Here is a 24885-nt window from a genome sequence, read left to right as displayed (position 1 = left end):
ACAGAAACTTACTACGATACAGAATACTGTGGCTCCTGCATCTACACAGCCAGCACAATAATTTTAACCCCAGGTGATTAATTTGGCCTGGGGTTTTATTATTTATTATGAGATAATTTTGATCTTTTTGTATACTTTTTCCCATTTGAATGAGAACCTATTTTTTTACCATGTTCGATACCTATCTGGGCTCCTGTTTCAGAATACATTTTTCTTTTTTCAGTGTTGGATTTAGGTCTGTCTTTCATTCTGTTTTTATTATTATCCATATAAGTTCCTCCTGTAAAATTAATAAATTGCCCAATAAAAGATATTACTGTTTTCATTAATAATAGTATTTACTTAAGTCAAATATTTTACTCAATGTAGATAAGCTCCAGTAAAATCATAATCTCATGGGAAAGTATAAAGATAAAGGGCAAAGATATAATGAGCTGACTATTAGGATCTATTAAATATTTTAAGGATTTTTTAACTAAATGTTGAATATATATATTGTATAAATAACATATAATGTAATTATGGTGAATTAAGTACATTTTTGTGGAACTTATTAAATAATTTGACAGCATGTCCTATACTAAAGAAAAGGCCTATTATAAGTTTGGTGGACTTATAATAGGCTATGTGCTTTGAAATCATTCAACATTCCCATTATATAATAATGTTTTTGAAAGTGCAATTTTACTGTATTGGATTCTTTTTAACGAGAACTTGACAAGTACAATATTTTTACATAACAATCTTTGCATACAATATAAAAAAACAAACTCTTTATGTACACAAAATAAGCATCCGTTATTTAGGGTGGTTATTTTGTGTAGTTCAAACTTTTTATTATATTTAGTGATTTTTGTGTTGGCTTAATCCAGAAGCTATTTTTTCACATTCTCCAAGACAATTAGTAATCTGAGTTAATTGAGTGTTTATTTGCTTTTTAATATTAGAATTTTCAACCTCATCTGAAGCCATTTGGAGACATTGCTGAGTGTCTTTCAATGATTCCTTTACTTTATGAATGTTATCTCTTGCTTGTGAATTCATTAATTGAATCCTCCTTTACTATCATGTTTAATTAATATTATTTACAATATGGTAAATATAATACTAAGATTTTTATGAATTGATTTATGAATCTCATTTTATAAACTCTAATGAAAGTGAATCGGAAATAATGAATTGTTGGGAGAAAGTAGGTGAGAAGTAAGAAGATATTTACAAATTTATACTTAATTTTATAAATGTAGAAATAATCAGACACGGAGGGTGGTATAAATGAGTAAGTATTTTAATTCTTGGAGTATGTGCTGTAAAAATAACTGAGCATCTTTGGATATGGTAAAGCAGGCTGTTCAGAAGAATATTGTAGCAGCAGATGAGTATAAAGCCATAAATGGGCAGGATTATACAGCATAAAATAAGAGCTAGAGATAGCTTTTTTATTTTATCTTAAAATACTTATAACTAAAATCTTTATGACAAATACTATAAAACATAAATAATTACTTCAGGCTTATGTAAAAATATTTACAACAGTGGAAGAGGTGAATTTAGTAGAATGGGATACAGTCATTTCAACAACTATTACTTGAAAAATAAAATAATCCATTTTCTAGTGTTTGGAAGCCTTTATTTAAATGTAGAGATATTTTCAAGAGCTTTTAGCGGTTCACTAATAGGTTTTAATGGTATATCTAAGTGGAGCTTATGTGGTTGGACTTCTTTATGGATGTTTCCCATAGGTGGGTTATGTGGTGTGATTATAGGTTCTCTAAATGATAGACCTGGATATTATAATCTCAAGGTTTGGCAGCAGGTAGTTATGGGAGGCCCTGTAATTACTGCAATAGAATTGCTCTCAGGAATATTTTTCAACCTGTACTTACATTTGAATTTGTGGGATTATTCCCAAGAGAAATGTAATTTTATTGGGCAGATATGTTTGAAAAACCTTATCTACTGGTATTTGTCCATTGTGATAATTATATGGTTTGATGATGTTCTATCCTACTATTTTTATCAGGATGAAAGGCCATCAAGCTTATGGAGTTATTTTGTAAGGTTAGTTAAGTTACAATAGAACTATTTTGCGAACTAATTATAGAGGGGTACTAATAAAAAAATTGGAAGTAATTACAAGAGGGATATTAAAGCAGTGAAGGGATGAAAAATATCATAAAAATATAGAAAATGCAAAGAATGCAGGACTAAAGACTGGTGCATACTATTATTCTCATTACATTATAATAAAAGGACATAAATCTTATGTAGTTTTATGGGTACAACAGAATTTGGAAGGTTGTGGCTACTTAAAGAAACCAGTTATAATCGAAGCTTTTCAACATGATGGAGATTTTCAAAATAAAGAGAGAGAATATTATATTCTGGAATGGGGGATTTATTTCAAGAAATATCATAAATGATCTTAAATTAAAAAGGGATGTGGATTATTTTGATTTATTAATTAGAATTGTTCTTTAAAAGCTGAATAATAGGGTGCATTATGTAATCAAAGAAAATTATAACAAATTTATGTTGCTTTTGGTTCTATACTGTTTGGGGTATTTTTCATTTTTTCAAACTGGATATTATTATTGTACTTGATTGCAGGCTTTTGGATTTTGAATAACCAAGTTCTTTGTGAGGAAGATTCTTTGAAAAAGATTTATGGCAAGGAATATGTAGAGTACTGTAAGAAAGTCCGTAGATATTTTTAATGAATGTATGTAAATTAATCATACTCATCTTTTAATTTATCCACTTATATCAGGTTCTTATTTAATTGCAGTTTGGATAACTTGGGGAAAATTTGTATTATTTTTCTCATCCAGGGACTTTGGATAGGCTACAATAAATACTAGAGCTTAGTGATTATAAAATCAAAAGTACCAATTATTATATTGGTACTTTTGTAATTAGGTTATGAAATTTAATATACAGCTCATAGAGAGGCCAGAAATGTTTCATATGTGTCTTCAAATGATTCGTATGGGTAGGGATTTCCACCGTTTGTGCTTTTGCATTGATTGTCACTATATTCTTGTCCAATTGCAAAAAGTTCCCCAACTGTTATAGGATGACCTGCATTGCAAGCTACTTTACAAAAGGTATCCATGGGGTCGTCTGCTGAACGGGTTGCAAGCAGTTCTTTTTTTAGCAAAGGATTTTTTTGGGCATCAGAATAAAGTAGATCCAATTCAATAAGTACTTTGTCCATGATTACAACTCCTTACTTTAAGTTAATAATATTATTATATCACTTATGTCAGCATTGAAAGCAATAGATAATAAAATACCGTTGGGTGACAATAAAAAAATGATGATTTAAACATAAAGAATTAGAATTAACACATCACGGCAATTAATCGTGTTTCAAGGGTTGAAATTACAATGGCAGTTTTGATGTAAATTTTAGTTTCTGTAAAACTCTAAGTAAATTAATTATTGAAAATTGTTAATTCTATTAAAAAAAAGGAAAGAATTTTATGTTTTTAAATAAAATCAAGCAGGAATAAAAAAAAATTTGTAGAATACTAAATACAGAATACATATTTGGAGATGATAAATTGAAGAATATATTAAAATATATACCTGGATTTAGAACGGGTCAAAAGTTTAAGATGATAGTTGCTTCAATCTATTATATAACCTGTTCAATAGCACTTATTCCGAATTGGGGAGTGTTTTTACTTTTCTTTACAGCACCTTTTGTACTTTTTTGCGGTATGAGTGCATTTAAAAATAAATCTAAGGAATCAGCTGTAGTTTGCATAGTAGCTTTTATAATTATGTGTTTGGGGAGAGTCCTTATTTTATTAAAAAAATAATATAAATATACCGTACTATTTTAATTGAGTTTTATAGCAATTTTATATTTGCATTTTAAGAAATTGTGAGATACAAAATAAGCAACTGTCATCTGGGTGCTTATTTTTTGTATAAAATGGATTATAAGGTGGTAAAGTAAGATATAAGAATATAAACACAAACAGGTGAATAGTATGATTGAAGATATAGGTTCATTAAAAATAATGTCAGTAATAATAAATATGATGTCGATAATTATGCCTATTTTAATAGTATTTATATTAATTATGACAGATAAAAACAACGGAGAATAATATATTTTTTTCTTATATGCTTTTATTTAGTATAAATGACACAGTATTGTAACAATAATGTTATAAAATAATAATTGAGCTAAGGTAAAACTTAGTGAAAAATTAAATAACCTATGTACAAATAAGCACTGTCAAATCAGTGCTTATTTTCATATTATTTACAGATTGTTTAAGAAGTAAATGGATAATTAACCAATATGCCATTATGATGTCACAAGTAATTTATATAATAGTAGGTGTCCTAAGGAAATGGCCTTAGAGAAAATGAAAATAACATAAGCATATATAAATATTAAAATAATTAGGTAAAGGTAATTACCAGCTTTGTGCCTGTGGTTGCAGGGCACCTTAAATATAAGTGCAACCTCCAGAATATAATATTTAAAATGGTCAAAAAATATTTAGCTTGCTTTATTCAGTAATATGTGTTATAATTTATCAGTAACTTAAATGAATAGTAATTAATTTAAACACGAATATATTTCAGTAAGTACTTAATAATATAGTATATTAATATCGAAATTTTATTTGGTTAGGTTTATTACAAAAAATTTAAGAAAATAAAATTGGAGGTATTAGTATATGACTGGTACAGTTAAATGGTTTAACAGAGATAAAGGATTTGGATTTATTACAGGAGAAGATGGAAAAGATATTTTTGCACATTTTTCTCAAATAAATTCAGATGGTTATAAATCACTTGATGAAGGTCAAAAAGTTTCTTATGATGAAGGTAAGGGACAAAAAGGACCACAGGCAGAAAATATTACTGTTCTTTAATTAGTAAATATTTTATCCCTTAGATATATATCTAAGGGATTTTTGCTGTTTAAAAATGAATGAATATTTTTAATTTTAATTTGTAGAAATTAATCCTTGATTTGGAAAATATTTACGCTTATAATAATACTTGTCCTAAGATTAATACTTAGAGGGGAGAGTAGACATTTGGAGAATACCAGGTGTTTATTTTCTTATTAAAAAATAGATTCTATAATATTAGTATTAATCTAGATTATGGGTTATACTATAAATAAGAGGTGATTTACTTGGGACGTAAAAATATTAAAGGTAAGAATAGGGAATTAACTGATTTTAGTTATTTGCTCAATAAAAATGAGGAAAAAAATGACAGTAATAAAATAGAGAAAGATGATGAGAAGAAGGATTAACTACCTTCTTTTTTATGTATAGAATAATAAAAGAGATGAACAGATGGTAATGTAGAAAAATAGTGGAACCTTATTTTAATAAAAATAATAAAATAAATAAAGAGCTGGAGTTTAATGCAGGTACTGAATTGAATAATTTAGAGCTGACTGAAAGACAAAGGCTCTTTATACTTGTCATATTATATATGCTGTTTGGTAGTTTAACTTTGTGAATAGGTAATAATTCTATAAAGTAATTGGTTGAGAGACATTTGCAAATAATAGAATTTGTATTGGCATTTACAGGATATTCAAAAAGTAAACAGTTAATTAACAAGTCTGACACTATGCTGCCACAGTTATTGGGTATCATAGTAAGTACCCTAAGGAATAAACCTTAGAGAAATAAAATATTATGTAGAGCTCCTTAAAAGTGTACTATCAATTAATAAGCATCAGTTTTTACTGATGCTTATTAATATATTTCATAAAATAAATAATTTATATATTTATAAAAAACACTTTCTTTTCTATACTGATTTGAGAAAGGAGGTGTTTTTTATGTCTAAAATTGACAAAATATTAAAAGAAGTAGAAAAATTAAGGACTGAGTTATTGCAGGCAATTAGACAAAATGGGAATTTACTGGATTCAGAAATAATTGCTGAAAGTCAAAAGCTGGATTTGATTTTAAATGAATACAGCAAGGCAATTAACAAAAGAATGGACAAGTAAAAAAAGGGGAGGCTCCGGCCTCTCTTTTATATATAACTAAGAAAATGTCCATAATTTATTCAATACATAATTAAGCACACCTGTAATAGCAGTAGACATTAATTGAGATAATATTTTATTAAAATGTAAGGTATTAACTAAAAAAATTAAAATTATAGTACTGAAAATAAGTGATATTGAATTCACAATAATAAATTTAACAAATAAAGTACTTATATTTCCATTGGACTTAAACACCCAAAGTTTATTACAGATAAATCCATTTATAATTCCAAGAGAATATGCTGTAACATTTGAAGCTATATAGTTAATATCAACTTTTATGAGAATATTATAAACAATTAAAGTTATGGCTGTATTTAAAGTTCCTGAAATAACATATTTTATAAATTGTTTTCTTTTTAATAATAAGTTTAAAAACATCTCTATCTCCATAAATATTTCTTATTATCTAAAATGAGTATAACTTTATAAAAAATTTTAGTATAGTATTCTTAATATCTTCTTAAAAATTAATCGCCAATATATTAAAAAAATAGCTCATATTCTTATTGTTGTTGTAAAAGCTTGCAGGAATTTAAAGGCTGCTGTAGAATATTAAGTTAAAAATACTTGTTTTCGGGGGGATATATATGAAGAAAATTTTTACATCAAGTTTTATAACCATTTTAATTTTAAGCTTTATAATAATGCCTTGCAGGGCAGATGACAGCATCAGGCAAAAATATGTTAACTACAAGGGAGTGAAAATATATACTGAAGTTTATAATTATCATTCAAATGCAAATGAAGCAATTATATTCCTGCATGGATTGGGGGGGAATCATAGCCATGGCCAATTTCTGTATAATCAGAGTAATCCATATATGACAATAACATTAGATTATTTAGATCATGGCAATAGCGGACATGTACCATGTATGTGCTGGAATACTCAGCTGGATTCAATAAAAGCGGTATTAGATTCCTATGGCATAAAAAAGGTGCATTTAGTTGGACATTCCTTTGGAGCAGATACAGCAATGATGTTCGCTCAAAAATATCCTGATAGGGTAAAAGATATTGTATTACTTGACAGAGCATATTACAATTATAGTGATCTTGAAAGGTTTAATGTGACGGAAGATACCATGAATATTTTGGAGTATGAGCCAGAATCCCGTTTGTCATATAATGAATTTTTACAATACATGGATATGTCATGGAATAATGATATTACTAAGACCTGGGACATCAATAAAGATGTATTGCTGCTTGCAGGAAACGGCAAAAATTTTACCGGAGATCCTTCAACTGGTACACCTTCTTTAGCAGGGATTATTTCAATGATTAAAGAAGATCCTTCAGAGTTTGGGATTGATCCTGACAAAGCCAAATTACTTCCGGATATTACAGAGAATAATGTATCAGATTTAGTTAATTTCTTAAATAAAAAAAGTGATAAATTTGATGATGTTAATAGGAGGTTCAGTGTAATACAAACCAATTATGCTCATGGTGATATGGTTAGGGATCCTGATGCAATGAATGCAATGAGAAACTATGTTGTCAATTATCTAAAAAGTGGAGGTAAGCATATAAATAAGCCTAAAGATGGTTTGAATGAAAAATATAAACGTTCAATCTATAAATACAATTTCCTTCACTAAAAATTTTTTAATTGGTTCAGCTTTATAGATAGAGGGTATATTTCAAAACATTATTTTGAAATATACCCTCTGAATTACTTTAGATTTTGTTCATAGGCTTCAATCATTTTCTTTACCATATTTCCACCTACTGAGCCAGCTTCCCTGGAAGTTAAGTCTCCATTATAACCTTCTTTTAAGTTTACTCCAACTTCTTTTGCCGATTCCATCTTAAATCGGTTTAAAGCTTCCCTAGCTTGGGGAATTACTAATTTATTACTACTATATGCCATAATATTCACCTCTTTTAATAGTAAACCTTACTGCTTACAATTAAAGTTTGTGCATTCTTCTAAAAATTACTCCAGGTAATTAAATGGATACCAGGGTATAATTGTAAAACTGAAATGTTCATAAAATATTAAAGAAGTAAATATTTATTTAACATCTATGACACAGTATTGACACAGCCATTGTATAAAATAATAACTGTAATAAGCGAATAACTTAATTATATAGATCTCCCTTAAAAAAGTAAGCATTGGGAATAACCAGCGCTTACTTTTTAATAATTAAATAAAGATATATTTATGAATAAATGCAATTGCATAAGAAATCAATGCATTTATATGTTCAGACGAATATATTATAATAATGAGAGAGAGGGGAGGAATGACTTTGAAAAAGACTTATGTTTTAGATACCAATGTTATTCTGTATTCATCAGGAGCTATATTGTCTTTTGAAGATGGAGATGTAGTCATACCTGAAGTTGTACTTGAGGAACTGGATGGATTTAAAAAGGACAAGAATGATCTGGGTGCAAATGCCAGACATGCGGCCAGATTGATAGATGGTTTTAGAAAAAAAGGAAAACTTAATAATGGAGTACAATTGCCATCTGGCGGAAAGTTCAGAGTTGAAATGAATCATTATGATGTGGAGTTACCTCCGGCTTGGGATAAGAGTAAGCCCGATAACAGAATAATGCAGGTATGTAAAGGTCTTAAGGAACAGGGTGAAAATGTCTGCTTAATAACAAAAGATATTTTTGAAAGAATTAAAGCTGATATAATTAATATAGATGTAGAAGACTTTTATGAAAAGGTTGTTCCAGAAGATGAAAGTCAATATACGGGAAGAATAGATGTGTACACATCAAAACAAAACATAGCAGGTTTTTATAGAGATAAGTATATAGAAACTGATAAGATCACTTGCTATAATGAAGAAACCGAGAAATATTTTACACCAGTTCTCTACGTTAATGAATTTGTTATAATACATTGCTTTGATCAGCCCAGACAAACTGCTCTTGGAAGATTTGACGGCAAAAAAATTGTCCAGCTTTATTTTAAAGCCAGTTCGCCGCTGGGAATAAATCCAAGAAATGTGGGTCAGAAGTTTATGCTGGAAGCTCTTCTTACAGATGCGGAAAAAGCTCCTCTTGTGATAATAAAAGGTCCTGCGGGAACGGCAAAAACTTTTTTTTCATTAGCAGTTGGACTTCATAACATGATGGAGGAGGATAATAGAAAGTATAGAAAAATGTTGGTATGCAGACCCAATGTCACCATGGATGAAGATATAGGATTTTTACCGGGTACGGAACAGGAGAAAATATTTCCCTTTATGAGACCCATATTGGATAATCTGGAGATATTAGTGGATTCTGATGAAAAAGAAAGATATAAAAATGAAAAAGAACTTGAGGATAAGGTAATGGAACTGTTTGACAGAAGAATTATAACTACGGAAGCAGTGGGGTATTTAAGAGGGCGATCCATTACAAAAAACTGGCTTGTAGTTGATGAAGCTCAAAATTTAACTCCTAAACAGGTAAAAGCTATAATAACTAGAGTTGGAACAGGCACTAAGTTATTGCTAATAGGAGATCCAGAGCAAATAGATCAGGCATTTTTGGATTCCAGATCCAATGGATTATGTTATGCCTCGGAAAAGATGAAGGGAAGTCATCTATGTTATCAGGTTACCTTGAAACATGATGAATGTGAAAGATCACCTCTGGCCTATGAGGCCTCCAAGAGATTATAAACTGAAATAATTTTGAATACAATCATACCATATAAAGATACTTTACTATGGGAATATTATACATTACCATAGTAAATATCTTTTTTATTTACTGCTTTTTAGGGAATTTTTAATATTTATAATTATTTCTATTTAAAAATTTTATCGTTTATTGTACAATATTGAAAGATATAATTTTAATTTAACATATATTTTTTGGAAAGGAAAGGTTTAAATATATGAAAAAAAGAAAAACAGCAGATAAAAAAAAGAAATCAGTGCTGAAACTGATATTTTGTTTTTTACTGTTTGAATGTATATTCACGGGAATTACTGTCCCTTTTTTGATATTTTATGGTCCTTTTGATAATGTAAAGAGAACAGTAGTAGGTGCATCCATGACAACTTTAAGCCATCAATATATTGCAAAATTATTTTTATCAGATAATGATATACAAAAAATAGTGGCTGGGAATACAGCTGAAAATGTAGAACAAGATAATGTAAAACCCTTAAGTTTTGAAAATAAACATGACAGCAGCATAGAAAGGGAAGATATAACCGATGGCAGAAAATTTAGAGGATACATATTGATAATTCATGATCCTACAAGGATTAAAGTTGGATACAGCAGGAAATTAGGAGTTGCAGGAGAACTTACAAGCAGAATAGCAAAGGATAATAATGCCGTAGCTGCTATAAATGGAGGGGGATTTAAGGACAGTTCCTCTAGCAACAGCAAGTGGACTGGCACAGGAGGAAAACCTACAGGTATACTTATGAGCAGCGGAAATATTGTTGCCAATGATATAAGTGATAATAATCAGAAATCAGAAGTAATGGCAATTACAAATAAAGGGCAGCTTTTAGTGGGAAATCATAGTTTGAACGAAATGAAAGAAAAAGGTGTTACAGAAGCTATATCTTTTGGACCTGCTTTAGTGGTAAATGGAAAGGGTACTATAAAATCTGGAGACGGCGGCTGGGGAATAGCTCCCAGAACTGCAATAGGTCAAAGGTCAGATGGAGCTATGCTTTTTCTTGTTATAGATGGACGTCAAACTAAAAGTGTAGGAGCTTCCTTAAAAGATGTTCAAAATATAATGATTAAATATGGTGCAATAAATGCTACAAATTTGGATGGAGGTTCTTCTTCTACCATGTATTACGAAGGAGAAGTAATAAACAATACCTGTGATCCTCTAGGTGAAAGATCTGTTCCATCTGCTATTTATGTAAAGCCATAGAAACTTATTGTATAATTATTAAAGGGGAGTGTGAGATGAAGGCTTTTAAAAGAATTATTGTTTGGGTGGCTGTATCACTGGCAATACAATTTGCAGGATTGTTTTATATAAATAATTATTTTTTATCTTCTCAAACTGAAATAAAAACCAAAAAGATTTTAAAAAGTGAACCTAAAAAAGAAGATGCAGTTATAAAAGTACCACAGGATGCAAAAAATGTTAGCGTTTCCTTTGATGGCAAATATCTGGCTTACTACCAGGGAGATATTTTAAAAGTTGTAGATTCAAAAACTGGAGATGAAAAAAGTGTAGAATTTAAAAATGGAGTGAAGGTGTCTTTTTATAAATGGCTTAAGGATAGAAATAGAATGCTTATAGCAGAAAAGGAAGATTCCAGTGGAAATTCTAAATTTAATTTGTCTTACTATGAGGCAGATAAAGATATAAAAGAAGATATTAAAGAATTGGACTGGTCTGATAAAAGGGCTAAGATTGATGATATACAGGAATCTCCTTTTACAAATGTAATATATGTTAAAATGGAAAGTAAAGGGCGGAGAACCAATATATACAGAATAAATATAATGAATGATATGCAAAAAATATCTACAAGATCTTATATAATAGGTAAAATAGGAATTCTATCCCTTGATGACAAGCTTATATATGGAGATGATATATATCACAATATATATGTTACAGGCAGGGAAAATCCTATTACAATTAAGGGAGTTAAAAATCCCGCATGGATAGGATCGGATGAAAATGATAAAATCTATATAGGGGATGAAGAAAATGGCAAGATATCAAATATTTATTATGGCAATATAGATACAGATGAAAATAATTATGGAAGCATAAATTTAAATCAATCTGTAGATAAAGATAACATATTCGTAATGCCTTCAGGAAAGATATACATAAATGACAACCTAAAAGGCGTTGTTACTCAAGTTGAAACTGGAAAACAGTATACATATAAGGGAAATTTCATACAAATATTTGAAGGCGGAATTGCATCTGTAAGTAATGGTCAATTGGAAAAGGCATCATTAAATTAAAAAAGAAGGGAATGAAATATTTGACTGAAGCTATATTGGAAAAAATACTTATAATACCTGCTATACTTATTGGATTTGCATTTCATGAATTTGCACATGCAGCTGTGGCAGATAAGTTGGGAGATAAAACTCCTAAGTTTCAAGGAAGGCTTACATTAAATCCATTTGCACATGTAGATATTATAGGATTTATAATGATACTATTGGCGGGATTTGGCTGGGCCAAACCAGTTGAAATCAATCCAAATGCATTTAAAAATAGGAATGCAGATGATTTGAAGGTATCCATTGCAGGTCCGCTGGCAAATTTGATAATAGCTTTTTTAGCTGCCATTCTGGTGGTGTTGTTATATAAATTCGAAAGATTGTCCATAGGAACTTCTTCAACTTTTAACATATTGACTAAAATTATATTGTATATCGTAAATATAAACTGTATGTTGTTTGTATTCAACCTAATACCAATACCTGGGTTAGATGGGTTTCATATATTGAGGGACATTTTCCCTTCACTGTTTTATAGGATATCGGGCAGTATATACAGATACCAATTTGTTATATTGGTGTTGTTTGTGGCTACTCCACTGGCAAGATATATAGTGGGTGTTCCATCTTTTATGATATATCGGGCTTTTATCAATATAGCCAATAGCATATTTTAATTTATCCCATTTTTGTCATTGCTTATATCCCAGCTTCATAAAGCAGGGACATAAGCAATGTTGTGTTTCTGGATAAATTTCATTCAAGGTTTGGTGCGGGAAGTATTTCTTATGAGAAAACCAAACTATATCTAAGAATTACATTATCTTTCACTGTGAATCACATAATAATGATTTATTTCTTCGAATATAGATTGAACACCTTTTCCCCAGTTTTCATCTTCAGCATATTTTTTACCTATCCACATAAAAGGGTTATTTTCTTTTGGCTTGTTTATGGATAAATTTATAATTGTACGGGCAGCTATTCTGGAGGAATCACCTATATCAGTGTTGTACTCCTGCCAGCTGTGATATACATTAAATGGATTGTTAGCCATTTTGTAAGCATCGGATGTATTTGCAGGAACAAAGTTTTGTTCCTGGCCCGTTATAGCAAATAATAAAATAGGGTTTAAATTAAATTCCTTTGAGGTATTAATTATGGTAGAAAAATAGGGCTCTTTACATAGCAGTGAATTTCGAGTGCTTAAATAAGATTTTAATTTATTTTTATCTATATTTTGATATTTTAAGTATTCAGGAAGATATACATTGGGAAAGTTTATTTTATAATTTTGTAGAGTTATTCTATCAATGAAATTTTCTAAATGGATACTGTCATTTCGGGAAAAACCAATTATATTAAAGGGTGATTTAAAAATCAGCTGTCCTAATATACCAACGGCTAAAATAGATGCAGTAATGACTGCTAAAAGTTTTTTCGGAGATTTTAACCCAAAGGGCAGAGAATGATTAGAAGTATTTTCATTCTGTGCAATTGATGTGGGAAATGCTCCTGTTTTTGCACTTGGTTTTTCTTTTAAAATTGGAATGTATTCTGTATTTTTTTCATAAGTACTCAAATCGATTTCTTTAATTTTATTCTCAATATTATTGTTTACCCACTGAATAAGTTCTCTTTTAAAGTTTTTTTTAACAAATTCATTTTTCATACAACACTCGAATATGTCATACATGAAGATAGATTTTTTGTTTTGAAAAAGAGTTGTTTTTAAAATATCCAGTTTTATGGATTGTCTATAATTTTCAGGAAGATCCTTTAAGTTTGTATCTAAAATATGATGTATAGTATTGGAAAGCATTTTTGCCTTTCCTTTTGAATCAACTTTAAGATATTTTTGGTTAATATAATTTTTGAGAATTTCTATGTCATCTTTACTAATTATCTTCTTGTTTTTAAGTTCTTCAACAAAGTATTCCATAATTTTCACAACCCGAATATTATTATATAATATGATTAATTTTTATTATCGTATACTGTAAAAAAAACTTTAATAAAGTGTATTTTGAAAATATTATTGACAGTTTTTATATTAAAATAGATAATATATTTTGTATTTAATTAATAAATATAAAATACGCATTACATCTTTAGCTAAAATAAGCTATGCACTATAAATAAAGAAAGGAATTTTGCAATATGAGACTGAGAAAAAAATGGTGGGCCAGGCCTAAGATGGAAGCCAGCTCTTTTGTTATAACAGAACCTGAAAAATATAAGGGCAGGTGGAATGAAGAATTTAAAAATAATAATAAAATATACCTGGAATTGGGATGTGGAAGAGGTAAGTTTTTATGTACTCAGGCCATGAATAATATGGATATAAATTATATAGGAATTGATTTAAAGGACGAAGTTTTAATATATGCGCTGAAGAAAGCAGAAGAAAGTGAAATAGAAAATGTACGGATATTACCTATGAATATAAGTCAGATTGAAAAAGTTTTTTATAAGGGGGAGATTGGAAGAATATATATAAACTTTTGCAATCCATGGCCTAAGAGAAGACAAAAAAAGAGGAGACTTACTCACACTGTATTTTTAAATATGTATAAGAACTTTTTAAAGCCAGGAAGTGAAATATGGTTTAAGACAGATGACAGGGGACTTTTTGAAGAGTCTCAGGAGTATTTTCCAAAGAGCGGGTATAAAATAGAGTATTTAACCTATGATCTGCACAGCAGTAATTTTGATGAAAATGCAGCTACGGAATATGAGGAAAAATTCACTGCACTTGGTATGAAGATTATGTTTCTTATAGCTAAGATGATGTAATCGGGTTGAAGATATTTATACAAAATTTTTAAATATTTAATGTATAATTGTGTGTTGTGAATTGAAGAAGCATTTAATGTTTCATAGATTTTAAATGTATAATATGGTAGTATATAAATAATTATGTAATTAATAGGGGGAATATTGAACTATGGTAAATAAAATGTCGTTACATCATAAACTAATTGGTATATTAATACTACTAGTTGCAATACCGCTGCTTATAATATCGCTTTTTTCTTTTCTCATCTCATCTAAAATTGTAAGTGATAATGCAGATGAGCTTACATATCAAATATCAAATGAAAAAGTTTCATATATAGATTTACATAATCTTTCGTTGAAAGAGGAGTTACAATCATTATCAATTAACAAGGATGTGTTTTCACAAAATAAAAGTGATGTTATCAATGCACTGGGAAGTATAACACAAAGCAATAAAGATATAATGCAGTCATATGTGGCTGACGAGACTAAACAGATGACTATATATCCTGAAACTGTTAAATTCCCTGAGGGATATGATCCCACATCCAGGCAGTGGTATAAAGATGCAATGTCTGCAAATGGACAGGTATCTGTAACTGAACCCTATAAGGATGCTTTTACAGGTAAAATTATTATAACTATTGCTAAAAAAGTAAGTTTTAATGATGGAAGAAAAGGGGCTGTGGGATTTGATATTGATTTGTCCACATTAAGAGACAAGCTATCTGCAACTAAGGTGGGGAAAAGTGGGTATGCCATATTGGTTTCAACAAATGGTACAATTATTGCAGATCCCGATAAGAGCAAGGTGACGAAAAATATAAAAGAAGAAATTCCATCGGGACAATCTATTTTAAGTGAAAAGCATGGAAATATAAAGTATGGAAGTGGGAAAGAATCAAAAATAGCTGGATTTAATCAGTCAAAAGAAACTGGATGGATAGTTGTAACTGTTATTCCTAAAAGCGATTATTTCCGGGGGTTAAATGCCAGCATTACCACAGCCGGTATAGTCCTGTTAATTATGTTAATTATAGCTGTTATATGCGGGGTATTTATTTCAAAATATGCAACTAAACCTTTAACACAGATACAGGGATTTGCTAAAAGATTATCAGAGTGTGACTTTAGTACTCCTATAATTATAAAGAGAAAGGATGAGTTTGCAGATACAGCACTTTCACTTAATACGGCTCAGGAAAATGTGAAATCATTAGTTAAGACTATAATTGACAATTCTGAGAATATGAGTGCCTCAAGTGAGGAACTTTCGGCAACTGTTCAGGAAATGACATCTAAATTTAAAAATATAAACAACTCCATAAATAATATAGTAAATGGTTCCCAGGAGACAACAGCTTCAGCTGAAGAAGTTACAGCATCTGTAGAAGAGATAGATTCCAATATAAATCAATTGTCAAATCAGGCCATGAATGTAAATAACAATGCAAAGGAATCCAAGGAAAATGCTCTTTCCGTTCAAGAAAATGCTCAAAATGCAATAAAGGAATGTAAAAGCATCTATCAGAATGAACAGACAAATATATTAAAAGCCATAGATGATGGAAATGTGGTTTCAAAGATAAAAGAAATGGCGGATGTAATAGCAGATATTGCAGAGCAGACTAATTTGCTGGCATTAAATGCAGCTATTGAAGCTGCAAGAGCAGGTGAACATGGTAAAGGATTTGCAGTAGTTGCTGAAGAAGTGAGGACATTGGCGGAACAATCTTCAGAAACAGTTTCTACAATTCAAAATGTTGTAGTAAAGGTTCAAGATGCCTTTAAAAACCTTTCAGATACCAGCTATGAAATTTTAAAATTTATTGATGAAAATATAAATGTTCAATTGGATAAATACCTGAGTACTGGAGAAAAATATTATGGAGATTCTCAATTTACATCTGACTCTTTAAAACAATTATCCTTAATGACGGAGGAAATAAAGAATACTGTAAATGAAGTGACCAAGGCAATTAGCAATATGGCTGGCATTGCACAAAAATCTTCAGAAAGTACTAATGAAATTCAGGATATTATAAATGATGCAACGCAGGGCATGATACAGGTTGATAAAACTGCAAGGGATCAATCCGATCAGGCTCAAAAACTCAATGAAGTCATTCAAAAATTTAAAATTTAATTTTATGTTCAGGGTGATTTTATTAATATCATCCCCTATATAAAAATTAAAAACTGGTTATATATAACCAGTTTTTTAATATATAAATCTTTATATGTTTGAGGCAAAATAGTATCAGTTTTTAAAACTGTGAATCGGAGCGGGAATCCTTCCACCTCTATTTATGAAAATTTCACTGGAGAATTTACTTACAGGCATTATGGGGGCTTTTCCCAGAAGACCCCCGAAATTGGCTTCTTCTCCTACGGATTTATTGTAAACGGGAATCAGCCGTACAGCAGTTGTTTTACTGTTTATCATTCCAATGGCAGCTTCATCTGCAATTATGGCAGATATGGTGGATTCAGGGGTATCTCCTGGTATTCCTATCATGTCAAGTCCTACAGAACATACACAGGTCATGGCTTCTAATTTTTCCAAATTAAGGGAACCTGCATTTACTGCATTTATCATTCCCTCATCTTCACTTACAGGTATAAAGGCACCACTAAGCCCTCCAACCTGGGAAGCAGCCATTATACCGCCTTTTTTAACAGAATCATTTAAAAGCGCAAGGGCTGCTGTTGTACCTGGACATCCACAGCTCTCCAGTCCCATTTCTTCAAGAATTCTTGCAACACTATCTCCTACGGCAGGTGTTGGGGCCAGAGACAGATCAACTATACCAAAGGGTACATTTAATCTTCTTGAGGCTTCACCGGCTACCAATTGACCCATTCTAGTTATCTTAAAGGCAGTCTTTTTTATAGTTTCCGCTACTGCATTAAAGCTCCCAGCCTTTACCTCTTCCAATGCAGATTTTACAACACCGGGACCGCTGACACCTACGTTTATTATTGCATCCGCCTCTCCAATGCCGTGAAATGCTCCTGCCATAAAGGGATTATCCTCAACAGCATTTGAAAATATTACAAGTTTGGCACAACCTATGCTGTCATCTTTTCTAGTGAGATAGGCAGTCCTCTTTACTACCTTTCCCATATCCTTTACTGCATTCATATTTATTCCTGCTTTTGTAGTTGCTACATTTACTGAAGAGCATACTTTTTTGGTGGATGCAAGTGCTTCAGGTATAGATTTTATAAGTATTTTATCACCTTTGGAATAACCTTTATGTACAAGTGCTGAAAAACCTCCAATAAAATCTATACCGAGAGTTTCGGTGGTCTTATCTAGGACTTTTGCAAATTCTACATAGTCTGTATCTGAAGTTGCTTGAGCTACAAGGGAGATAGGGGATACGGACACTCTTTTGTGTATTATGGGTATGCCATATTCCGTTTCAATTTGCTCTGCAGTTTTAACTAAATTTTCAGCATATCTGGTTATTTTATCATAGATTTTTATCCGTGCTTTATCCCCGTCACTATCGATACAGTCCATAAGGGATATACCCATGGTGATAGTTCTTATATCCAGGTTTTCTTTATCTATCATATTTATTGTTTCCATTATATTTTTAGTATTTATCATTTAATTCACACCCCAGTCTAAATTTCTTGCATAGAAGTAAATATGTCTTCCCTTTGAATTTTAACCACAACACCTATTTCTTTAGCTTTGTTTTCAAGAGCATTTTTTATACTTGTAAAATCTGTTTTCATTTTACTTAAGTCTACAAGCATTATCATGGTAAAATAATTTTCTATTAGAGTTTGATTAATATCCAAAATATTTATATTATTTTGAAATAATACAGAAGTTATTTTGTAAATAATACCTACCTTATCTTTTCCAAGTACCGTTATAAATGCCTTCATTGTCCTATCCATCTCCTTAATATTTAGTTAAAAGCTTTTACTGGAAGATAACCATTTAGGGGGGGAAAAATAAAAAGAGATTAAAATGAAATTAATCTCTGGTAAACAAGACTTTAAAATAGTAAATACCAAGATCTACTATATTAAATATAAAGTCCCCTGTCCCTTTTACCTGAGAGTTTCGCTATAATTAGCTTTCCCCTTCGGCGCTCCTTAAGAGTCTCTCCAGAGGCTTGTCTGATAACGGTTTATAAACTATAAATATATTCCGTTAACTTCATCCAGCCTATTAAATTATTAAAGTGATTATAACATGTTTTATGGATTAATTCAAATACAGTTTTACAGTAAAAAATAAAAAGGTTACCCGGTTTATTTAAAAGCTCAGCAAGCTTTCTGCTTTATTATATTATTTTGCCTTTTTAGCAGCAGCTAGTATGGCATCAAAATTTGGCTGATGTGTAACTTCGGGAACGTATTCTACATAGACAATTTTATTTGTGCTGTCCACTACAAAAGCAGCCCTAGCTAAAAGACCAAGATCATCCATATATGTTCCAAAGTTTTTACCAAATAATCTGTCCTTGAAGTCTGATACTGTAATTATATTTTTTATTCCGTTAGCGGCACACCATCGATTTTGAGCAAAAGGCAAATCCATAGATATTGTATATACAGTTACACCGGGAATTTCTGATGTATTCTCATTGAAAGTTCTGGTTTCTAAATCACAAACAGGTGTATCTATAGAAGGCACTGTCAAAAATATTCTAATTCCCTTAGTATCTTTTAAAGAAATGGTATCCATTGAGTTGTTTATAACAGCAAAGTCAGGTACTGTATCATCAACTTTAAGAATATTGCCGGAAACCTTCACAGGTTTTCCCTGAAATTTTAACCTCATATATATCCCTCCAAACAAAAAATACTAATTAATAATTGTTATCTACTATAGTAGCACAAATGTATAAAATATGCAAATTAACAATAATTTAAATTTAATGTATAATATTAATTGAAACCACAGTTAAAATCAAATTTTTTTAGAAAGCAGGAATTTTAAGATGGAAGATTTAGGAGGAAAAGTAGTTGTAATCACTGGAGCATCAAGGGGAATAGGAAGGAGTACTGCCGTAAATATGGCAAAGTGCGGAGCCTGCGTAGTAATAAATTTTAAGCAGGATGAAAAGGGAGCATATAAGACTCTGGAGATGGTTAAGCAGGCAGGCTCTTTGGGAGTGGTTCTACAGGGAGATGTGAGTTTATACAGTGATGCTGAAAGAATGATAAAAAATACTATGGATAAGATGGGCAAAATAGATATACTGGTAAATAATGCAGGAGTTTGTCATATAGGACTTTTTGCAGATATGCAGCAGGATGAATGGAATTCTATAATAGATGTTAATTTCAAGGGAATGCTCAATTGTACCCATTGGGCATTAAAATACATGATTCCAAGGAAAAGCGGTTCCATAATAAATATTTCATCTATGTGGGGAAATGTGGGTGCTTCTTGTGAAACAATTTATTCTGCCACTAAAGGAGCAATAAACCTTTTTACTAAATCTCTTGGAAAAGAAATGGCACCATCCAATATTAGGGTAAATGCAGTTGCGCCTGGAGTAATAGATACCCAGATGAATTCTTGTTTAAAAGCTGAAGATAAAGAAAGTCTATTGGAAGAAATACCTACAGGAAGATTTGGAAGCGGCATTGATATAGCAAAGGCAGTGTGCTTCCTGGCAGGAGAATCATCATCCTATATAACGGGACAGGTAATAACTGTAGATGGAGGAATGTCATAATTAGGCAATAGATCCTGTGAATTTTTATATAGGCATATTATTTTTATAAAGTAAGCTTTAAATTGAACGATAAATAAAGAATATGATATGGAAGATTTAATTTAATAAATAGGTAAAATGCAATTAAAATATTATTAATAAAATAGGATGATAATTATGTGTAAAGTTATAATATTGGATGATATGGCTTATATAAGGTATAGGGTGAAGGATATGCTGGAAAAAATAGGAATCCAAGTATATGAGTCAGGAGCTTCTTTTGATTTCTTTAACAAGTTATATGATAAAAAAAAGGAAATAAGTTTAATAATATTGGAAGTGGGACTTAGTAATGAGGATGGCTTTGAAGTACTTAGAAAAATAAAGGCCAGAAATTTAAATATTCCCATAATGATACTTACAAAGATGAATACCAGAAGTGCATTTATAAAATGTATAAAAGAAGGGACTTCGGAATATATATTAAAACCTTTTGATAATAAAGTGTTGCTTGAAAGAATAAACAATCTTATAAAATCCAGTAAGGACAAAGGTGAACAAGGTGAAATAATATATTTGAATTTTCAACAATACATTACAAAACAAATTATCAAAGCTAAAGCTGAAAATACGAAACTTTCAGTTATAATGGTGAGTTTGATAAAAAAGTATGCTACAGAAATGGATGAAAAGATAGATGTAAAGGACAACTATCTTATCTTGATGGATTCTCTTTATGAAAAATTGAAGCCTATTTTCAAAACACCAGATTTATTTGAAAAGTATGGATTTTCTACTTTTGTAGGTGTAATTCCCAAGTGTCAGAGGGAAAAAATGCTTTTTATTATCAATAGGATTAATGAAATATACAATAAAATAAAAGAAATAGATGGGAAATATAGTGAATACCATATTGAATACAGTTATGTCACTTTCCCTGATGATGGAAAAGACAAGGATCAGCTGCTGGATAAATTGACCTCCAATATTAAGATAAAGATAAATAAAAAATAAACTAGCTTTTTCTTGAAAGTTGTTTTATCATTAAATTAGGTGTAAATTAATTTGTTTAAAGGAGCTGAGTATGTGGTAAATTCATTGGTATTTGGTCTGGTAACTCTGGCTTTTGGAATTATACCTAAAATAGCAAGGCCTAAAAAAATTAATTCCTGGTATGGGTATAGAACTAATATCTCCATGAAAAATCAGGATACTTGGAATGAAGGAAACAGATATTCCACTAATCAATATATATTGGCAGGAATTATTTTGATTATTCTAGGTAATGTAGGATATTATTTTCTTCAGGGTAAAGGTTATTTAGTTCCATTGATAGGTTTTATACCTGTTTTAATATTTACGGTATTTACTACGGAAAAACACTTAAAAAATATATTTGATAAAAATGGAAAAAGAATTGATGAATCCAAGAATTTAAAACGAAATAGCGTAAATAACTGATGAACTTATTTAGAAAAAAGAATCTTAATAAGAATATAAGATTCTTTTTATTTCAGCAGAAAATTCAAATAGATTTGCTTAGGAGGAACTCATCCTTTAAAAAAAGGTGGGTTCCCATAAACATTATCTATACTTTTATATAATCTGAATGGACATAGCCAATTAAAGATCCTGTCTGAACTTTATACCAGCGGCCGTCAGTACTTAAAATTGTAACTTTACTTCCATAAGGGAGAGTTGCAAGAATACGGCCTGTCCATGGATTGTCTCTTAAATTTAGCTTTGAAGACTTGTCGCTTAAAGTTACAGTTCCAGTTTTGGCATTCACAGTGTCAGCTGTATTTTCAGATACAGATTGGGAAGTACTTATATAATTGGAATATACATATCCGGTTTTGCCATTTGCACTTACTTTATACCAGCTGCCACTGGTTTCTAGAATATTTACGGAAGCACCATTTAAAAGAGAGCCGATTATGGAACCTTGGGGTGATGTTCTTAAATTCAAGGCAGAAGAACTATTGCTTAGTTTAACATAACCTGTTTTTGAAGATGTTGTACCTCCGGAAGTTTGACCTGATGAATTAGAGGCAGGCTGTTCACTAGAGGTATTGGTGCTGCTTCCGCTTGAGCTTATGTAGGCAGAACTTACGTATCCGTAAGAAGAATTAAATTTAATTTTATACCAGCTCCCTACGGTACCCACTATTTGGACTGATTGTCCCTTTTTTAAACTTCCAAGTATTCCAAAGGAGGTGCCTGCTCCGTTTCTTATATTCAAGGCTGAACTGCTATTTGAAATATTTACAATTCCGCTTTGGGAAGTACTTGCAGAAGTGCCTGTACTTGTGGAAGAAGCAGGAGAAGATTGTTTGCCGTCTCCCACATATATGTATCCTTTAAGATATAAATTACCTCTATTTTTTATTGCTTCCTTTGAAAGAGATTTTATATTTCCATCATAATTTCCTCTTATGTTAAAATTGCCCTCGTTAAAATATACTGTATCTCCATCCACTTCTTCTACAAATCCTACGTGACCGTAACCAACACTGCCGCCGCCCCATACTATTATAGAATTTGCTTTTGGTTCTGAACCGTAGGAATATATGTTATCCTTGGCATTGGCATACCACCAGTCTACTGCATTTCCATAGAATTCTGAAGGCAGCGAAATTCCAAGCTTTTCAAGGACCCTTCCATATGTAAACCAGGTACATTGTCCTGTGTATCCGCATTTAGCAAATATATTTCCTACTGCAGTGTATGCACTACTTTGAATATTTGGTAAAATACCAGAGGCATGTACAGTATTCATTACATTTTTACTATTCATAAGAGCTGCAGAAATAAAAAAAGCAAAGACTAACTTCTTATACTTATTCATGCTGTGTCCTCCTAAAATTATAAATTAATCTAAAATTATCAAACCATAATAATTATCGTAGCTAATTGAAAATAATTTAGTTTAATTGTACTATATTTTTTGGAAATATTCCATAAAATTGAATAAATTTTCTATAATAAACCAGAGGATGAATTTTAAATTTGCTGTTGACATAAAAAAGAAACCTGTTATAATTAAGAACAAATAGATTTTGCATTGATTTATAGTACGAAGTTAATGTACTGTATGATTTTATTGTTATCAATAATGGAGGTAAAGGCAAAATGAAAAGTATCATTGGAAAGGAATTGAAAGCAGCAAGTAAAAATTATTATTACTTTACTTTTAGCTGGGGCTATTTTTATTTTAGCGCTGGTTACTTTTGCTTTCAAAAAAATATAAATCCTTTTCTAATGAGTGAATACAGTTATACATGTTGATTAAAGACTTTTTGCATATTAAATAAAAGTGTAATTGGTTAATTTTAGGCAAGACTCATTAAGGGTCTTGCCTTTTTATTTTTTAAAATTTATTTACAGGAGGAGTTTATGATGATTGTGATTATGAAACCAAAGTCGCCAGCAGAAGAGATAATTAACTTGAAACAAAAAATTGAAGGGGAAAACAATATATCGGTAAATGTAATACAGGGAAAGGAATATTGTCTGCTGGGTCTTATTGGAGATGCTACAAAGGTTGATGCAGATAAAATTAGAGCTAATGAATTTGTGGAAAATGTAAAAAAAGTGCAGCAGCCTTATAAATTATCCAATAGATTGTTTCATCCGGATAATACCGTGGTAAAAATAAAAAATGAGGCTATAGGCGGAGATGAATTAGCTGTTATAGCAGGACCCTGCTCTGTGGAGAGTGAAGAGCAAATTGTAAGTATTGCAAAAGATGTAAAGAAAAGCGGAGCTAAGTTTTTAAGAGGAGGTGCTTTTAAACCAAGAACTTCGCCTTATAGTTTTCAAGGGCTTAGAGATAAAGGATTGGAACTTTTAAAAATAGCAAAAGAAGAAACAGGTCTTCCCATAGTAACAGAAATCATGTCCATTGATATGATAGATAAGTTTGTTGAGGATGTGGATGTAATACAAGTTGGAGCAAGGAATATGCAGAACTTTGAACTTCTAAAACAGCTGGGAAAAACAAAAAAGCCTATTTTGCTGAAAAGAGGAATTTCAGCTACTATTGAGGAGCTGCTCATGTCTGCGGAGTATATAATGGCCGGCGGAAATGAAAATGTAATACTTTGTGAAAGAGGAATAAGAACTTTTGAAACTTATACAAGAAATACCCTGGATTTAAGTGCTATACCTGCTATAAAAAAATTGAGCCATCTTCCTGTAATAGTAGACCCAAGTCATGCAGCAGGAATCTGGTGGATGGTGGAGCCTTTGGCTAAAGCAGCAGTAGCAGTGGGAGCGGACGGACTTATGATAGAAGTTCACAATGATCCTGCCAATGCAAAATGTGACGGACAGCAGTCCATAAAGCCAAAGGTATTTCAAGAACTTATGGAAGATATAAACAGAATGATAAATGTAAAGATGAATAGGCAATATGAGGCAGTAAATGTATAGAATCACATATTGAAA

Annotated in this window: 27 protein-coding genes and 1 riboswitch; of the genes, 17 read left to right on the top strand and 10 right to left on the bottom strand. The window is 30.9% G+C overall.

All coding sequences use genetic code 11. From position 1 onward, the window contains the following. Positions 1-98: 98 nt before the first annotated feature. Together ACYUJ6_RS12005 and ACYUJ6_RS12000 are read right to left on the bottom strand one after the other, a co-directional pair. Positions 99-269: a hypothetical protein gene (locus tag ACYUJ6_RS12005; protein WP_461843010.1), complete on the bottom strand. Its 171-nt coding sequence runs from the start codon at positions 267-269 to the stop codon at positions 99-101. Positions 270-843: 574 nt separating this feature from the next. Beyond that, positions 844-1044, bottom strand: coding sequence for a hypothetical protein (locus ACYUJ6_RS12000; protein ID WP_461843009.1), 201 nt, complete (start codon positions 1042-1044; stop codon positions 844-846). Between the two features lie 291 nt (positions 1045-1335). Between ACYUJ6_RS12000 and ACYUJ6_RS11995 the strand changes: the two genes are divergently transcribed. After that, the gene (locus tag ACYUJ6_RS11995; protein ID WP_461845500.1) at positions 1336-1416 is read left to right on the top strand and encodes an XkdX family protein; all 81 of its coding nucleotides are present in this window, start codon (positions 1336-1338) and stop codon (positions 1414-1416) included. Positions 1417-1558: 142 nt separating this feature from the next. Then, the gene (locus ACYUJ6_RS11990; RefSeq protein ID WP_461843008.1) at positions 1559-2080 is read left to right on the top strand and encodes a putative ABC transporter permease; all 522 of its coding nucleotides are present in this window, start codon (positions 1559-1561) and stop codon (positions 2078-2080) included. 861 nt (positions 2081-2941) lie between these two features. On the opposite strand, the gene ACYUJ6_RS11985 is transcribed toward ACYUJ6_RS11990, so the two are convergent. Beyond that, positions 2942-3217 (bottom strand): hypothetical protein, encoded by a 276-nt coding sequence (locus tag ACYUJ6_RS11985; RefSeq protein ID WP_461843007.1) that lies wholly within the window; start codon positions 3215-3217, stop codon positions 2942-2944. 349 nt (positions 3218-3566) lie between these two features. Here ACYUJ6_RS11985 and ACYUJ6_RS11980 point away from each other — a divergent pair, with 349 nt between their 5' ends. The 4 genes from ACYUJ6_RS11980 (at position 3567) to ACYUJ6_RS11965 (ending at position 6007) form a co-directional block, all read left to right on the top strand. Then, the gene (locus tag ACYUJ6_RS11980; RefSeq protein ID WP_461843006.1) at positions 3567-3827 is read left to right on the top strand and encodes a hypothetical protein; all 261 of its coding nucleotides are present in this window, start codon (positions 3567-3569) and stop codon (positions 3825-3827) included. A gap of 876 nt (positions 3828-4703) precedes the next feature. Beyond that, complete coding sequence (locus ACYUJ6_RS11975; RefSeq protein WP_369704932.1) at positions 4704-4901, top strand: cold-shock protein; 198 nt, start codon at positions 4704-4706, stop codon at positions 4899-4901. 269 nt (positions 4902-5170) lie between these two features. After that, entirely contained in the window at positions 5171-5293 is a 123-nt protein-coding gene (locus tag ACYUJ6_RS11970; protein WP_369704931.1) for a hypothetical protein, read from the top strand. A gap of 540 nt (positions 5294-5833) precedes the next feature. After that, positions 5834-6007 (top strand): aspartyl-phosphate phosphatase Spo0E family protein, encoded by a 174-nt coding sequence (locus ACYUJ6_RS11965; protein ID WP_461843005.1) that lies wholly within the window; start codon positions 5834-5836, stop codon positions 6005-6007. A 36-nt stretch (positions 6008-6043) separates the two neighbouring features. Here the strand turns inward: ACYUJ6_RS11965 and ACYUJ6_RS11960 are convergent, their stop codons facing one another. After that, entirely contained in the window at positions 6044-6430 is a 387-nt protein-coding gene (locus tag ACYUJ6_RS11960) for a GtrA family protein (RefSeq protein WP_461843004.1), read from the bottom strand. Positions 6431-6639: 209 nt separating this feature from the next. Here ACYUJ6_RS11960 and ACYUJ6_RS11955 point away from each other — a divergent pair, with 209 nt between their 5' ends. Beyond that, positions 6640-7656 (top strand): alpha/beta fold hydrolase, encoded by a 1017-nt coding sequence (locus tag ACYUJ6_RS11955; RefSeq protein ID WP_461843003.1) that lies wholly within the window; start codon positions 6640-6642, stop codon positions 7654-7656. Positions 7657-7730: 74 nt separating this feature from the next. On the opposite strand, the gene ACYUJ6_RS11950 is transcribed toward ACYUJ6_RS11955, so the two are convergent. Then, complete coding sequence (locus ACYUJ6_RS11950; protein WP_461843002.1) at positions 7731-7928, bottom strand: small, acid-soluble spore protein, alpha/beta type; 198 nt, start codon at positions 7926-7928, stop codon at positions 7731-7733. A gap of 385 nt (positions 7929-8313) precedes the next feature. On the opposite strand from ACYUJ6_RS11950, the gene ACYUJ6_RS11945 reads away from it, so the two are divergent. The 4 genes from ACYUJ6_RS11945 to ACYUJ6_RS11930 all read left to right on the top strand — a co-directional run bounded on the left by ACYUJ6_RS11945 (position 8314) and on the right by ACYUJ6_RS11930 (position 12639). After that, positions 8314-9690: a PhoH family protein gene (locus tag ACYUJ6_RS11945; protein WP_461843001.1), complete on the top strand. Its 1377-nt coding sequence runs from the start codon at positions 8314-8316 to the stop codon at positions 9688-9690. 218 nt (positions 9691-9908) lie between these two features. Continuing rightward, positions 9909-10916, top strand: a complete 1008-nt coding sequence (locus ACYUJ6_RS11940; RefSeq protein WP_461843000.1) for a phosphodiester glycosidase family protein — start codon at positions 9909-9911, stop codon at positions 10914-10916. A 35-nt stretch (positions 10917-10951) separates the two neighbouring features. Beyond that, complete coding sequence (locus tag ACYUJ6_RS11935; protein WP_461842999.1) at positions 10952-11977, top strand: hypothetical protein; 1026 nt, start codon at positions 10952-10954, stop codon at positions 11975-11977. An 11-nt stretch (positions 11978-11988) separates the two neighbouring features. Beyond that, positions 11989-12639 carry a site-2 protease family protein gene (locus ACYUJ6_RS11930; protein WP_461842998.1) on the top strand — a complete coding sequence of 217 codons (651 nt, stop codon included), beginning with the start codon at positions 11989-11991 and terminating at the stop codon, positions 12637-12639. Between the two features lie 143 nt (positions 12640-12782). Here ACYUJ6_RS11930 and ACYUJ6_RS11925 read toward each other — a convergent pair whose 3' ends face one another. After that, complete coding sequence (locus ACYUJ6_RS11925) at positions 12783-13904, bottom strand: hypothetical protein (protein WP_461842997.1); 1122 nt, start codon at positions 13902-13904, stop codon at positions 12783-12785. A gap of 218 nt (positions 13905-14122) precedes the next feature. Between ACYUJ6_RS11925 and trmB the strand changes: the two genes are divergently transcribed. After that, entirely contained in the window at positions 14123-14758 is a 636-nt protein-coding gene (trmB, locus tag ACYUJ6_RS11920) for a tRNA (guanosine(46)-N7)-methyltransferase TrmB (RefSeq protein WP_461842996.1), read from the top strand. Positions 14759-14909: 151 nt separating this feature from the next. Next, positions 14910-16889: a methyl-accepting chemotaxis protein gene (locus tag ACYUJ6_RS11915; protein WP_461842995.1), complete on the top strand. Its 1980-nt coding sequence runs from the start codon at positions 14910-14912 to the stop codon at positions 16887-16889. Between the two features lie 114 nt (positions 16890-17003). Here the strand turns inward: ACYUJ6_RS11915 and ACYUJ6_RS11910 are convergent, their stop codons facing one another. The 3 genes from ACYUJ6_RS11910 to tpx all read right to left on the bottom strand — a co-directional run bounded on the left by ACYUJ6_RS11910 (position 17004) and on the right by tpx (position 19553). Further along, positions 17004-18362, bottom strand: coding sequence for a DUF711 family protein (locus tag ACYUJ6_RS11910; protein ID WP_461842994.1), 1359 nt, complete (start codon positions 18360-18362; stop codon positions 17004-17006). Positions 18363-18379: 17 nt separating this feature from the next. Then, positions 18380-18649: an ACT domain-containing protein gene (locus ACYUJ6_RS11905; protein WP_461842993.1), complete on the bottom strand. Its 270-nt coding sequence runs from the start codon at positions 18647-18649 to the stop codon at positions 18380-18382. Between the two features lie 149 nt (positions 18650-18798). Continuing rightward, a riboswitch (glycine riboswitch) is annotated at positions 18799-18888 on the bottom strand. Positions 18889-19058: 170 nt separating this feature from the next. After that, positions 19059-19553, bottom strand: coding sequence for a thiol peroxidase (tpx, locus tag ACYUJ6_RS11900; RefSeq protein ID WP_461842992.1), 495 nt, complete (start codon positions 19551-19553; stop codon positions 19059-19061). Between the two features lie 160 nt (positions 19554-19713). On the opposite strand from tpx, the gene ymfI reads away from it, so the two are divergent. The 3 genes from ymfI to ACYUJ6_RS11885 all read left to right on the top strand — a co-directional run bounded on the left by ymfI (position 19714) and on the right by ACYUJ6_RS11885 (position 21897). After that, the gene (ymfI, locus tag ACYUJ6_RS11895) at positions 19714-20457 is read left to right on the top strand and encodes an elongation factor P 5-aminopentanone reductase (protein WP_461842991.1); all 744 of its coding nucleotides are present in this window, start codon (positions 19714-19716) and stop codon (positions 20455-20457) included. 156 nt (positions 20458-20613) lie between these two features. Further along, a complete protein-coding gene (locus ACYUJ6_RS11890) occupies positions 20614-21450 on the top strand; it encodes a response regulator transcription factor (protein ID WP_461842990.1) in 837 nt (278 codons plus the stop codon). Between the two features lie 51 nt (positions 21451-21501). Then, entirely contained in the window at positions 21502-21897 is a 396-nt protein-coding gene (locus ACYUJ6_RS11885; RefSeq protein WP_461842989.1) for an SdpI family protein, read from the top strand. Between the two features lie 127 nt (positions 21898-22024). Here ACYUJ6_RS11885 and ACYUJ6_RS11880 read toward each other — a convergent pair whose 3' ends face one another. Next, positions 22025-23284, bottom strand: a complete 1260-nt coding sequence (locus ACYUJ6_RS11880; RefSeq protein WP_461842988.1) for an SH3 domain-containing protein — start codon at positions 23282-23284, stop codon at positions 22025-22027. A gap of 551 nt (positions 23285-23835) precedes the next feature. On the opposite strand from ACYUJ6_RS11880, the gene aroF reads away from it, so the two are divergent. Beyond that, positions 23836-24870 carry a 3-deoxy-7-phosphoheptulonate synthase gene (gene aroF / locus ACYUJ6_RS11875; protein ID WP_461845499.1) on the top strand — a complete coding sequence of 345 codons (1035 nt, stop codon included), beginning with the start codon at positions 23836-23838 and terminating at the stop codon, positions 24868-24870. Positions 24871-24885: the final 15 nt, after the last annotated feature.

This window comes from Clostridium sp. JNZ X4-2, from assembly GCF_054889485.1.
The sequence above is the reverse complement of the archived record's forward strand: the minus strand, read 5'-3'. Positions and strand labels throughout refer to the sequence as shown.